Origin of the sequence: Streptomyces sp. ISL-1 (assembly GCF_018614585.1) — a bacterium.
GTDB lineage: Bacteria > Actinomycetota > Actinomycetes > Streptomycetales > Streptomycetaceae > Streptomyces > Streptomyces maoxianensis.
Window position 1 is genome coordinate 46572 of record NZ_JAGGOI010000015.1, and the last position, 13440, is coordinate 60011.

Consider the following 13440-nt stretch of genomic DNA (forward strand, 5'->3'; position numbering starts at 1 on the left):
CCGGTAATGCCTATTTCACGAGGAAAGTCGCATTCCGCGGTCGGGTCGGCCGGTCATCCGGGGGCCGGGTACCCAGCAGGTCCGCCGCCCGCTCACGCTCCAGCATCCGCCGCAGCGGACCCTCGGCCGCGGCGAGCCCGGCGTAGGAACCACGCTGCACGATCCGTCCCGCCTCCAGGACGACGATCTCGTCGACGGCGTTCAGTCCTTGCAGCCGGTGCGTGATCAGCAGCGTCGTACGCCCCTCGGTCGCCGTCAGCAGATCTGCCGTCAGCGCGTCGGCCGTCGCCAGGTCGAGATGCTCGGCGGGCTCGTCGAGTACGAGTACGGGAAAGTCGGCGAGGAGCGCGCGGGCCAGCGCCAGCCGCTGCCGCTGACCGCCGGAGAGCTGCGCGCCGTGCTCGCCGACGAGGGTGTCGATGCCGTCGGGCAGCGCGTCGACCCAGTCCAGGAGTCTCGCCCTGCCCAGCGCCTGCCTGAGCTCGTCCTCCGTCGCCTCCGTACGCGCGAGCCTGAGGTTCTCCCTTACGGAACTGTCGAAGAGATGCGCGTCCTGCGCACACAGCCCGACGAACCGCCGGACCGCGTCCCCGTCGAGCGCGGCCGCCCGGACGCCGCCGATCGTGTACGTCCCCTCCCGGGCGTCCAGGAAGCGGAGCAGCACCTGCGCAAGGGTGGTCTTGCCCGAACCCGAGGTCCCCACGACGGCGATGCGCTTCCCCGCGGTCAGCGTCAGCTCGACGCCGTCGAGCGCGTCACGCTCCTGCCCGGCGTACCGGGCACGAAGGCCCCGCACTTCGAGCGGGAACGCCGTCCCGGGCGGGGTGGCCGGCGACTCCGGTTCGTGTACGGGGACGGGCGCATCCAGCACCTCGTACACCCGTTCGGCACTCCGCTTGACGCGCTGCCGGTACTGCACCGCCAACGGAAGTCCGCTGACCGCCTCGAACGCGGCGAGCGGAGTGAGCACCACGACCGCCAGGGACACCCCGTCGAGCCGCCCGTCACGCACCGCCTGCACCCCGGCGAACGCGGCGCACACCACGGTCAGCCCGCAGGCCAGCGCGGAGAGCCCGCCGCCCAGCGCGGTGGCCGCGGCGCCCTGCGAGGCGATCCGCGTCAGCCACCGGTCGGCCTCCCGTGTCCTGTCCAGCCGACCCTTCAGCGCTCCGGCGACGGTCAGTTCGGCGGTCCCGCGCAGGAGGTCGACAACCCGGGTGGCCAACGCCCCGCGCGCAGGGGCGAGTTGCCGCTCGGCCCGCCGTGCGCAGGTTCCGCTGATCAGTGGGACGGCCACCCCGGCGACAAGCAGACCGAAGGCGAGTACCGCTCCCGCCTCGGGCAGCAGCCAGGCAGTGAAGCCGACGGACCCCGCCCCCACGACGAGGGCCACACCGACGGGCAGCAGCCAGCGCAGCCAATAGTCCTGCAGGGCGTCCACATCGGCGACGAGCCGGGACAGCAGATCGCCACGCCGGGTCTGCCGCAGCCCTGCGGGCGCGATCCGCTCCAGCCTGCGGTAGACGGCAACCCGCAGCACGGCGAGCATCCGCAGCACGGCGTCGTGCGAGACGAGCCGCTCGGCGTACCGGAAGACGGCCCGCCCGATGCCGAAGGCGCGCGTCGCCGTCACGGCCACCATCAGATAGAGCACCGGTGGCTGCTCGGAGGCGCGAGAGATGAGCCAGCCGGATACGGCCATGAGTCCCACGGCGGACCCGAGAGCGAGACTGCCGAGCAGCAGCCCGAGCGCGAAGCGCCCCCGCAGTTCCCCGGCCGTCCCACGCACCCGCGCAAGGGCAACCAGGTCAGACCCGGTGGAACGCAACCACTCGGCACTGTCCGGCGAAGCCGGCGAACGCAGCCCCTCGTCCGAGCCGCCTCCCACACCGTCCGGCGAAGCCGACGGGCGTGGCAGTCCGGAGGGGGCCGGGGAACCCTCCGGTCTTCCCTCTTCCTCCAGAGGCGGGTGGGCGGGGAATTCCTCCACCCCGAAGCGGGGAATGTCCCCGGAAGGGCCGAACACCGCGGCGCTCCCAGGCTCCCGCAGTTCCACCACCGTGTCAGGCTCCCGCAGTTCCACCACCCTGTCCGCCACGGCCAACAGCGCCGGGCGATGGACCACCAGCAGAACCGTCCGCCCCTGCGCCAGCCGCCGAACCGCGTCGACGATGCCCGCCTCCGTCTCCCCGTCCAGCGCCGCAGTCGGCTCGTCGAGCAGCAGCAGCGGCCGGTCCGCGAGGAAGGCCCGGGCCAGCGCGAGCCGTTGGCGCTGACCGGCCGATATCCCCGCGCCGTCTTCCCCGAGCGGGCTGTCCGCACCCTGGGGGAGTGCGGCCACGAAGTCGTACGCCCCGGCGTCCCGCAGCGCGTCCCGCACCGCCGCGTCATCGGCGTCCGGCCGCGCCAGCCGTACGTTCTCCGTGACCGTCCCCGCGAAGAGATACGGGCGCTGCGGAACCCAGGCGATCTGCTCTCGCCACCGGTCCAGGTCGAGGCTCACAAGATCCGTGCCGCCGACCCGCACGCACCCCTCGGCCGGCTCCACGAACCCCAGCAGCACGTCCAGCAGCGTCGACTTGCCGACGCCGCTCGGCCCGACCAGCGCGACCGTCTCTCCGGGCTCCACCACCAGCGACGCCGCGTCCAACGACGCGCCGCTACGCCCCGCATGGCGAACGGTCACCCCGTCCAACTCCAGCCGCAGCGTGCCCGGGGTCTCCCCCGCACCGCCGGCCCGCGGCTCGGTCTCCAGTACCCGGAAGATCTCCTCCGCGGCCGCAAGCCCCTCGGCCGCCGCGTGATACTGCGCCCCTACCTGCCGGATCGGCAGATACGCCTCGGGTGCCAGGATCAGGATCACCAGCCCCGTGTACAGATCCAGGTCCCCGTGCACCAGCCGCATCCCGATGCCGACGGCCACCAGCGCTACCGAGAGCGTCGACAGCAGCTCCAGCGCGAACGACGAGAGGAACGCGATCCGCAGCGTCCGCAGCGTGGCCCGCCGGTACTCAGAGGTGATGGACCGGATCGACTCAGCCTGCGCCTTTGCTCGGCCGAATACCTTCAGCGTCGGCAGACCGGCGACGACATCCAGGAAGTGCCCCGACAGCCGTGACAGCAGCCGCCACTGACGGTCCATCCGCGCCTGGGTGGCCCAGCCGATGAGCACCATGAACAGCGGAATCAACGGCAGCGTCACCACAATGACAGCCGCCGAGATCCAGTCCTCGGTCACGATCCGCGCCAGGACCGCCACCGGCACGACAACCGCGAGCCCCAACTGCGGCAGATAGCGCGAGAAATAGTCGTCCAGCGCGTCGACACCACGGGTGGCGAGCGCGACCAGCGAGCCCGTGCGCTGCCGGCTCAGCCAGCCCGGCCCGAGCTCGGCGGCCCGCTCCAGCAGCCGCCCGCGGAGTTCCGACTTCACCGCCGCGCTCGCCCGGTGCGCAGCCAGTTCGGTCAGCCAGGAGACGACCGCCCGGCCGACCGCGACCGCCGCCAGCAGAGTCAGCGGCGTACCGAGTCCGGAGGTGGGGAGTCCCTCCTGGAAGGCCCCCACCACCACTTCGGCGATCAGCATGGCCTGGGCGACGACCAGCGCCGCCCCGACAAGTCCGAGGAGCACCACCGCGATCAGAAAGCGACGGGTGGCCCGGGCGTACCGGAGCAGACGCGGGTCGATCGGTTTCACGTGAAACATCCCCCACTAATGGGCATCGGCGATGTGCTGCGTACCGATCCGCTTGCGGAAAACCCAGTACGTCCAGCTCTGGTAGAGCAGCACCAACGGCGTGGCGACGCCTGCGCACCAGGTCATGATCTTCAAGGTGTACGGACTCGACGAGGCGTTGGTGACCGTGAGGTTCCATTCCTCATTGAGCGAGGACGGCATGACGTTGGGGAAGAGCGTCAGGAACAGCATCGCGACAACGGCCGTGATCGCCACGCCTGACAGCGCGAACGACCAGCCTTCACGGCCCGCCTTAATCGCCACAACAGCCCCGACCAGGGCCACAACAGCGACAATCATCGCGACCAGACTGCTGCCGTCACCGTGGGAGAGCTGGGTCCAGGTAAGGAAGCCGAGATCCAGCGCGGCGGTGATCAGCCCCAGCGTCAGCGCCAGAGCGCGGGCCCGCATCCGCATGTCCCCCACTGTCTTCAGCGCGGCGAACACCGCACCGTGGAAGGTGAACAGGGTCAGCGTGACCAGCCCACCCAGGATCGCGTACGGGTTGAGCAAATCGAAGAGGTTGCCTACGTACTCCTTCTGCCCGTCGATCTTCACGCCGCGCACGATGTTGCCGAAGGCGACCCCCCACATCACAGCCGGCACGAGCGAAGTCCAGAAGATCGCGTGCTCCCAGTTTGTCTGCCACCGCTCCTCTTCCCGCTTGTGCCGGTACTCGAAGGCGACTCCGCGCACGATCAGGCAGACCAGGATGAGCAGCAGCGGCAGATAGAAGCCGGAGAAGAGAGTGGCGTACCACTCGGGGAAGGCGGCGAAGGTCGCGCCGCCCGCGGACAGCAGCCACACCTCGTTGCCGTCCCAGACCGGCCCGATGGTGTTGATCAGGACCCGCCGCTCGGCCCGGTCCCGGGCCAGCAGCTTGGTCAGGACACCGACTCCGAAGTCGAAGCCCTCGAGGAAGAAGTAGCCGATCCACAGGACGGCGATGAGTACGAACCAGACGTCGTGAAGTTCCATGCCTCAGCAGCTCCTCAGGGCCTCAGTACGAGAAGGCCATCGGCCGGTCGGCGTCACGGTCGTCGCCGCCGATCTTGGTGGGCGGGTTGAGGTCGGCCTCGGTGAGCTCGGGCGGTCCGGCCTTGACGTACTTCACGAGCAGCTTGACCTCGATGACGGCGAGCACCGCGTAGAGCAGGGTGAAGACGATCATCGAAGTGAGCACTTCGCCCTGCGAGACGCTGGGGGAGACGGCGTCGCGGGTACGCAGCACGCCGTACACGACCCAGGGCTGGCGGCCCATCTCGGTGAAGATCCAGCCCCAGGAGCTGGCGATCAGCGGGAAACCCATCGTCCAGAGCGCGAAGATCCAGTACCACTTGGTGAGCCTGGGGTTCAGCACCTTGTTCCTGAAGAGCACCAGATTCGGCACTTCGTCCTCGCCCGTCCGCAGACCCGGCGGCAGCAGGAACTTCTTGCGGGTGAGCCAGAGCCCGATCAGCCCGATGGCGAGGGACGCCATACCGAAGCCGATCATCCAGCGGAATCCCCAGTATGTGACGGGGATATTGGGCCGGTAGTCGCCGGGCCCGAACCTCTCCTGCTCCGACTTGTTGACGTCGTTGATGCCTGGGACATACGACTCGAAGTCGTCGTTGGCCAGGAAGGACAGCAGTCCCGGGATCTCTATGGCGACCTTGTTGTGGCCCTTTTCGACGTCGCCGTACGCGAAGACCGAGAAGGGGGCGGGCGCTTCGCCGTCCCACAGTGCCTCGGCGGCTGCCATCTTCATCGGCTGCTGCTTGAACATGACCTTGCCGAGCAGGTCACCGCTGACCGCGGTGAGCAACCCGGCGACCACCACGGTTATCAGACCGAGCCGCAGTGAGGTGCGCATCACCGGGATGTGCTTCTTGCGCGCCAGATGGAAGGCGGCGATACCGACCATGAAGGCACCGCCGACGAGGAAGGCGGCCGTCATGGTGTGGAAGAACTGCGTGAGCGCGGTGTTCTGGGTCAGCACGTGCCAGAAGTCTGTGAGTTCTGCCCGCCCGCGCTCTTCGTTGATCCGGTAACCGACGGGGTGCTGCATCCAGGAGTTGGCGGCCAGGATGAAGTACGCGGAGAGGATGGTGCCGATCGACACCATCCATATGCAGGCCAGATGGATCTTCTTCGGGAGCTTGTCCCAGCCGAAGATCCACAGTCCGATGAAGGTGGACTCGAAGAAGAACGCGATCAGTGCCTCGAAGGCGAGCGGGGCACCGAAGACGTCACCGACGAAGCGCGAGTAGTCGGACCAGTTCATCCCGAACTGGAACTCCTGGACGATGCCGGTGACGACACCCATGGCGATGTTGATCAGGAACAGTTTGCCCCAGAACTTCGTGGCCCTGAGGTACTTCTCCTTCCCCGTCCGCACCCAGGCGGTCTCCAGGCCGGCTGTGAGCGCGGCGAGCGAGATCGTCAGCGGGACGAAGAGGAAGTGGTAGACGGTGGTGATGCCGAACTGCCATCGCGCCAAGGTCTCCGGCGCCAGAGCTAGGTCCACGTCGTCCTCTCCTTACATCGCCATGGTCACAGCGGCGGTTCGCCCCTTTAATCCAGTCGATCTCGGGATGACCAGGGACACGCTTGTGAACGCGTTCACATTCACAAGCATTATGGCCCATACGAAATCCGAACCTTCGAGCGGGGGGTACCCCTACCGGAGACCTTCGGAGAAGGGACCGAGGGGCGGCGCCCTCGCGCTGCCCTCGGTCCCCGCTCCGGCCGGCTAGAGGACCTTGCGGAACGCCTCGGCGGTGTGCAGGAAGATGTCGTTGGCCTCGGTCTCGCCGATGGTGACCCGTACACCCTCACCCGCGAACGGCCGCACCACGACGCCGGCCCGCTCGCAGGCCTCCGCGAAGTCGGCCGTACGGTCGCCGAGTCTCACCCAGACGAAGTTCGCCTGGGTCTCGGGCACGGTCCAGCCCTGTCGGCAGAGCGTGTCGTACACCCGCGCGCGCTCGCCGATCAGCGAGCCCACCCGGCCCAGCAGCTCGTCCTCGGCACGCAGCGAGGCGACCGCCGCGTCCTGCGCGATCTGCGTGACGCCGAAGGGGACCGCGGTCTTGCGCAGCGCGGCGGCCACCGGCTCATGGGCGACCGCGAAGCCGACCCTCAGCCCGGCCAGGCCGTAGGCCTTGGAGAAGGTACGCAGCACCGCCACATTGGGGCGGTTGCGGTAGACCTCAATGCCGTCCGGGACATCGGCGTCGCGGATGAACTCGCGATACGCCTCGTCCAGCACCACCAGCACATCCGACGGCACCCGGTCCAGGAACCGGTCCAGCTCCGCCCGGCGAACCACCGTGCCGGTCGGGTTGTTGGGGTTGCAGACAAAGATCAGCCGGGTCCGGTCGGTGATCGCGTCGGCCATGGCGTCCAGATCGTGCACGTCACCGGCGGTCAGCGGCACCTGCACCGGCTTCGCCCCGCTGATCCGGGTGATGATCGGGTACGCCTCGAAGGAGCGCCAGGCATAGATGACCTCGTCGCCCGGGCCCGAAGTGGACTGCAGCAGCGACTGCGCGATGCCCACCGAGCCGGTGCCGGTGGCCAGGTGCGTCACGGGCACCCCGAAGCGGTCGGCCAGCTCATTCATCAGGCCCGTGCAGGCCATGTCGGGGTAGCGGTTGAAACCCTGCGCCGAGGCGATCACGCTGTCCATCACACCAGGCAGCGGCGGGTACGGGTTCTCATTGGACGAAAGCTTGTACGCGACCGGGCCACCTGCAGCGGCGGGCTTGCCCGGCTTGTAAGTGGGAATGCCGTCCAACTCGGCTCGCAGCTTGGGGCTCGTCTCGCTCACCGCAGGTCCTCCTCGTGCCATCAGTTGCCATCAGTTGCCATCAGCAGCTTCGAATACTTCTCACCTTATGAGGATTCCCCGCTGCTGCGAACGGCAGCGGCCGGGAAAGGGGGGCGCTCTCTCGGGTAGCGCGCGCCGGTAGCTCACTCCGTGGCGCGCATCGCCCGTAGTAGTGAGTTGAGACCTCTTCGCAACATCGAACATTCGAGAGGCCTGCATGTCTCCACACCCGAGACGCCATGGAATGATCGCTCAAGTCCCTTGATTTCCAAGGTAGTTGAGTAGAAACGATCATGCAGAAACGTGCCTGTCAACGGGTGAATATGCGACCGGCTCAACCGCCCACCCGAGCCCTACTATCGGCTCGCCATGACAGCAGCAGGGAAGCACCAGGTGAGCCGGACGGAGACATCCCGCCGGGGCAGCAGGCGGAGTCGGGCGGGCATCCGAGACGTGGCCGCCGCGGCCGGAGTCTCCATCACGACTGTCTCAGACGCACTCAACGGCAAGGGCCGGCTCCCGGACGCCACCCGCCGCCATGTCCGCGAGGTCGCCGACCGGCTGGGCTACCGGCCCTCCGCCGCGGCCCGAACGCTCCGTACCGGAAAGTCGGGCTTGATCGGCCTGACCGTGACGACCTACGGGGATGAACCTTTCACCTTCACAGAATTCGCGTACTTCGCCGAGATGGCGAGAGCGGCGACCTCCGCCGCGCTCGCCCGCGGCTACGCCCTTGTCATTCTCCCCGCCACCTCACGCCATGACGTCTGGTCGAACGTCGCCCTCGACGGCACCGTCGTCATCGACCCCTCCGACCACGACCCCGTCGTCACCGAACTCGTCCGCCAGGGACTCCCCGTCGTCTCCGACGGCCGCCCGGCAGGCACGCTCCCGGTCACCGCCTGGGTCGACAACGACCACGAAGCAGCCGTACTCGATCTGCTCGACCATCTCGCCGCCGCCGGCGCCCGCCGGATCGGCCTGCTCACCGGCACCACCACGGACACCTACACCCGTCTGTCCACAACCGCTTATCTGAACTGGTGCGAGCGCGTGGGCCAGGACCCCGTCTACGAGTCCTACCCCGCCCACGACCCGTGCGCCGGCGCCGTCGCCGCCGACCGGCTGCTCGCCCGCCCGGACAGGCCCGACGCCGTCTACGGGCTCTTCGACCCCAACGGCACCGATCTCCTCGCCGCCGCCCGGCGGTACGGACTGCGAGTCCCCGACGATCTGCTGCTCATCTGCTGCAGTGAGTCGACCGTGTACGCAACCACCGAGCCGCCCATCACCACGCTCTCGCTCAAACCGCGCAGAATCGGCACGGCGGTCATCCAGCTCCTCATCGACGCGATCGAGGGAATCGACGAAGACCGGCCGGTCGAGCAGGTGATACCGACCGAGCTGATCATCCGGACGTCCTCGCAGCGCCGCCCTTCGCGGACGACTGTCAGCCCCCCTCGATCCCCTTCGCCGGACTAGACCTTCCCAATCAGGACGAAACAACCGGCGAACCAGGGGTGGAACCGGATTCACCACCCCTGGTGCGTCACACAGCGCGGACCTCATTCCTATGATGGGCGGACGACACCGCGGACCACCCCGACCAGGCTGGGCCGAGTGGTGAACGGCGGCGCGACGGTGTGGAGGGGTCGATGACTCAGGGGGCCGGTCAAGGACCCGTGGTGCGGACAGCGACATTGCGCGATTTCCGCGTTCCGCCCTATGCGCAAGTTCCCGTGCAGTCGCGGGTTCCCGCGCACCCGGAAGTCCCCCAGCACTCGCAAGTGCCCACGCAGTCGCCGCCGCAGGAGCACGCGCCCGGGCAGACGCAGCTGCCGCCGCAGGAGCACCCGCCCAGACACGAGCAGGTGCCTTCGCCCGCGCAGCCGGTACAGCAGTCCCCGGAGTCCGCGCACCCCGGCAACGCCGTTCCGGAGGGCGAGACGCCCGACGGCTACACCCCCACCGCGCGCGATCTGCCGGTGATCGGCCGCGGCGGTCCGGGCGACACCGTCCAGGTGCAGGTCGATGAGACGCCCGCCCCCGAAGGCCTCGGGCCGCTCTATGTCGTCGGCGACGTCCACGGCTATCTCGACGAACTCGTCGAGGCCCTGGCCGAACAGGGCCTCATCGACGCCGACGGCCAGTGGGCGGCGGGCCATGCCCGCCTCTGGTTCCTCGGCGACTTCACCGACCGCGGCCCCGACGGCATCGGCGTCATCGACCTCGTCATGCGGCTCTCCGCCGAGGCCGCAGCCGCCGGCGGCTACTGCAAGGCCCTGATGGGCAATCACGAACTGCTGCTGCTCGGTGCCAAACGATTCGGCGACACCCCCGTCAACTCCGGTCCCGGCACCGCCACCTTCAAGGCCGCCTGGCTGCTCAACGGCGGCCAGAAGACCGACATGGACCGGCTGCAGGACGTCCATCTGCAGTGGATGGCACGTCTCGACGCGGTGATCGAGGAAGACGAGCATCTGCTGATGCACTCCGACACCACCGCCTATCTCGACTACGGCGACAGCATCGAGGACGTCAACGACAGCGTCCACGCGATCCTCACCCGCAATGACGCCGACGAGTGCTGGGACCTGTTCCGCAAGTTCACCAAGCGCTTCGCCTTTCGCGACGACGCGGGCCCCCAGGCCGTACGCGAACTGCTCACCACCTACGGCGGCCGCCGCATCGTGCACGGCCACAGCCCCATTCCGTATCTGCTGGGCGAAGTGGGCACCGAGGACGGCGAGGACGGCGCGCGCCCGGTCGTCGAGGGTCCGCATGTGTACGCGGACGGGCTGGCGATCGCCATGGACGGCGGCGTGACCATGGCCGGAAAGCTCCTTGTAGTCCAGCTTCCGCTGCCCAACTGAGCAGAGCCCGACAGGCGATTTACTCAAACCCCCTGTCACCCCGTGCCGTAACCGCTCTACCATCGGCTTATCCGTAGCAGGCTCTCCTCCGTTTCTGCCCAACCGCCCGGTCGATGCGGGCAATCCGGCCCTACGGAGCATCGGGGGATGCACATGAACAGCGCTCCGCACCTGCTGACCGAGGACCGCGCCGAGTACGAGCGCATCCTCGACGACGCGCTGCGCAACGCCCATGACCGTCCGGACCTCGCTGCCGTGGGGCAGCGCCTGAACAACGAACAGCTGCGCACAATGGCCCTGAACGCGACGGCACTGATCACCACCGCCGCCGCTGCCGAGTACGAGCACTACACGAAGGTCCGCGAGGAGATGCGATCACCCGCGGCCGCCGCCTCCGTGCACAACTCTGTGCTGTCCCCCGCCATCGGGGAGGCTTCCGAACGCGGCGCGGGGTTCGCCGCCGTCATAGCCGTGCTCGCCCCTGTGCTCGCCGGGACGGCCGCGGTGATCTTCCTGCTGGTCGGCTACTTCCTGAAGATGCTCAGACCCACGCCGTCGTTCGCGGAGGCCCTGGTGTCCGCGGGCTGGTTCTTCGGGGCTCTGACGGCAGTCGCCATCCTGGTCGCCGCGATAGGGCTGCTGCTCACCGCCCTGCGCAACGGCGCGACGCAAGTCCCGGCCGAGGAGTCGACGGGCGAGCTGCCGGACGAGGTGTCGCGGGCCAAGGAAGCCTGGCGGCACGCCCTGCTGGAGCGCGGGCTGCTGCCCTTCCTGCGGGCAGCGCTGGCGGACCCCAGCGCCGACCCGGCCTCCGCGGAACCGCCGCGCCATGTGAGCCGTATCCCCAAGGTCGGCTACAGCGGCCCGGACTACTCAAGCCCGAGCGAGGGCTCGACGGCGGGACAGCGGCCCACCTTCACCAGCCCGGACTTCACCAGCCCGGACTTCGGCGGCCCCGAGCACCAGCCGGAGTGATCTCCGGCCGGCGCTCGTGGCTGCAGGTCAGTTCGCGATCACTCCGCCATCACTCGGCGATGGGCAGATAAACGCGGTTGCCCGCTGCGGCGAACTCCTTGGACTTCTCCGCCATGCCCTCCTCGATCTCCTGCTGAGACTGCTGGGGCTGCTGCTCCGGGCCGCCGTGCTGCCGCCGGATGTCGTGCGAGATCTTCATGCTGCAGAACTTCGGGCCGCACATCGAGCAGAAGTGCGCGGTCTTCGCGGGCTCCGCCGGGAGCGTCTCGTCGTGGAACTCCCGCGCCGTGTCCGGGTCGAGGGCCAGATTGAACTGGTCCTCCCACCGGAACTCGAAGCGCGCGTCGGACAGCGCGTCGTCCCAGTCCTGCGCACCCGGGTGCCCCTTGGCGAGATCTGCCGCATGCGCCGCGATCTTGTAGGTGATGACGCCGGTCTTCACGTCGTCACGGTTGGGCAGGCCCAGGTGCTCCTTGGGCGTCACGTAGCAGAGCATGGCCGTGCCCCACCAAGCGATCATCGCCGCCCCGATGCCGGAGGTGATGTGGTCATACGCCGGGGCCACGTCAGTCGTGAGCGGGCCGAGCGTATAGAAGGGGGCCTCCTCGCAGATCTCCTGCTGGAGGTCGATGTTCTCCTTGATCTTGTGCATCGGGACGTGACCGGGTCCTTCGATCATCGTCTGCACATTGAAACGCTTGGCGATGGAGTTGAGTTCCCCGAGGGTGCGCAACTCCGCGAACTGCGCCTCGTCGTTGGCATCCGCGATCGAGCCGGGCCGCAGACCGTCGCCGAGGGAGTACGTCACGTCGTACGAGGCGAGGATCTCGCAGAGCTCCTCGAAGTTCTCGTACAGGAACGACTCCTTGTGGTGCGCCAGGCACCAGGCCGCCATGATCGAGCCGCCGCGCGAGACGATGCCGGTCTTGCGGCGGGCCGTCAGCGGCACGTACCGCAGCAGCACGCCCGCATGGACCGTCATGTAGTCGACCCCCTGCTCGGCCTGCTCGATGACCGTGTCCTTGTAGACCTCCCAGGTCAGCTCCTCGGCCTTGCCGTCGACCTTCTCGAGCGCCTGGTAGAGCGGCACGGTGCCGATCGGCACTGGGGAGTTGCGCAGCACCCATTCGCGGGTGGTGTGGATGTTGCGGCCGGTGGAGAGGTCCATGACCGTGTCCGCGCCCCAGCGCGTCGCCCAGGTCATCTTGTCGACCTCCTCCTCGATGGAGGAAGTGACGGCGGAGTTGCCGATGTTGGCGTTGACCTTCACCAGGAACCGCTTGCCGATGATCATCGGCTCGATCTCGGGATGGTTGATATTGACGGGCAGGACGGCCCGGCCCGCCGCGATCTCCTCGCGTACGACCTCGGGGGAGACGTTCTCGCGGATCGCGACGTACTCCATCTCCGGCGTGATCTCGCCACGACGGGAGTACGCGAGCTGCGTCACCGCCTGTCCGGCCCGGCCGCGTCGGGGCTGGCGCGGGCGGCCCGGGAAGACCGCGTCGAGGTTGCGCAGACCGCCCCTCGGCGAGGTGTGCTTGATCCCGTCGTCCTCGGGGCGGACCGGGCGGCCCGCGTACTCCTCGGTGTCGCCGCGGCCGATGATCCAGTTCTCCCGCAGCGGTGGCAGGCCCCGGCGGACATCGGTCTCGACGGTGGGGTCGGTGTACGGGCCGGACGTGTCGTACAGCGTCACGTCCTTGCCGTTGGTGAGGTGCACCTGGCGGACCGGCACCCGGAGGTCGGGGCGCGAGCCCTCGACGTATCCCTTGTGCCAGCCGATGGACTTCCCGCCCGCGTCGTTCTGACTCGAGGCAGGCGTGCGTGCGTCCGATACGGTCATGAGACCTACTCCCTACGCCGGCATTACCCGGTAACAGGTTCGGCGGTCGACGCAGCGGCTTCCGCAGTCGGCGTACTGGCTCGGCCAGTCGGCGAATGCGGAGGTCAGCGCCCTCTCAGCCCGGTGCTCCGAGCTCCCGCGTGTGCAAAGGTGGCACCACGCTAGCGTCAATTCTGGCGCGCTGAACAGAGGGCCT

General features: G+C 68.6%; 8 protein-coding genes and 1 riboswitch. Of the genes, 3 read left to right on the forward strand and 5 right to left on the reverse strand.

All coding sequences use genetic code 11. From position 1 onward, the window contains the following. Positions 1–10 precede the first annotated feature (10 nt). The 4 genes from cydD to hisC form a co-directional block, all read right to left on the reverse strand. Entirely contained in the window at positions 11–3697 is a 3687-nt protein-coding gene (gene cydD, locus J7E87_RS12290; RefSeq protein ID WP_215093036.1) for a thiol reductant ABC exporter subunit CydD, read from the reverse strand. A 15-nt stretch (positions 3698–3712) separates the two neighbouring features. Further along, a complete protein-coding gene (cydB, locus tag J7E87_RS12295; RefSeq protein WP_215093038.1) occupies positions 3713–4714 on the reverse strand; it encodes a cytochrome d ubiquinol oxidase subunit II in 1002 nt (333 codons plus the stop codon). Positions 4715–4736: 22 nt separating this feature from the next. Then, entirely contained in the window at positions 4737–6245 is a 1509-nt protein-coding gene (locus J7E87_RS12300) for a cytochrome ubiquinol oxidase subunit I (protein ID WP_215093040.1), read from the reverse strand. A 225-nt stretch (positions 6246–6470) separates the two neighbouring features. Next, positions 6471–7550 carry a histidinol-phosphate transaminase gene (gene hisC / locus J7E87_RS12305; protein ID WP_215093043.1) on the reverse strand — a complete coding sequence of 360 codons (1080 nt, stop codon included), beginning with the start codon at positions 7548–7550 and terminating at the stop codon, positions 6471–6473. Between the two features lie 369 nt (positions 7551–7919). Between hisC and J7E87_RS12310 the strand changes: the two genes are divergently transcribed. The 3 genes from J7E87_RS12310 (at position 7920) to J7E87_RS12320 (ending at position 11398) form a co-directional block, all read left to right on the forward strand. After that, the gene (locus J7E87_RS12310) at positions 7920–9032 is read left to right on the forward strand and encodes a LacI family DNA-binding transcriptional regulator (RefSeq protein ID WP_215093045.1); all 1113 of its coding nucleotides are present in this window, start codon (positions 7920–7922) and stop codon (positions 9030–9032) included. A gap of 173 nt (positions 9033–9205) precedes the next feature. Continuing rightward, positions 9206–10423 carry a metallophosphoesterase gene (locus J7E87_RS12315; RefSeq protein ID WP_215093047.1) on the forward strand — a complete coding sequence of 406 codons (1218 nt, stop codon included), beginning with the start codon at positions 9206–9208 and terminating at the stop codon, positions 10421–10423. A 147-nt stretch (positions 10424–10570) separates the two neighbouring features. Next, entirely contained in the window at positions 10571–11398 is an 828-nt protein-coding gene (locus J7E87_RS12320) for a hypothetical protein (protein WP_215093049.1), read from the forward strand. Between the two features lie 49 nt (positions 11399–11447). Here the strand turns inward: J7E87_RS12320 and thiC are convergent, their stop codons facing one another. After that, complete coding sequence (thiC, locus tag J7E87_RS12325) at positions 11448–13244, reverse strand: phosphomethylpyrimidine synthase ThiC (RefSeq protein WP_251017323.1); 1797 nt, start codon at positions 13242–13244, stop codon at positions 11448–11450. Beyond that, positions 13237–13394, reverse strand: a riboswitch (TPP riboswitch). Its footprint overlaps the gene before it by 8 nt. Positions 13395–13440 lie beyond the last annotated feature (46 nt).

Coding starts and splice junctions, on each gene's coding strand:
- cydB (WP_215093038.1), bottom strand. CDS start 4,714: ATGGAACTTCACGACGTCTGGTTCGTACTCATCGCCGTCCTGTGGATC.
- J7E87_RS12320 (WP_215093049.1), top strand. CDS start 10,571: ATGCACATGAACAGCGCTCCGCACCTGCTGACCGAGGACCGCGCCGAG.
- J7E87_RS12310 (WP_215093045.1), top strand. CDS start 7,920: ATGACAGCAGCAGGGAAGCACCAGGTGAGCCGGACGGAGACATCCCGC.
- J7E87_RS12315 (WP_215093047.1), top strand. CDS start 9,206: ATGACTCAGGGGGCCGGTCAAGGACCCGTGGTGCGGACAGCGACATTG.
- thiC (WP_251017323.1), bottom strand. CDS start 13,244: ATGACCGTATCGGACGCACGCACGCCTGCCTCGAGTCAGAACGACGCG.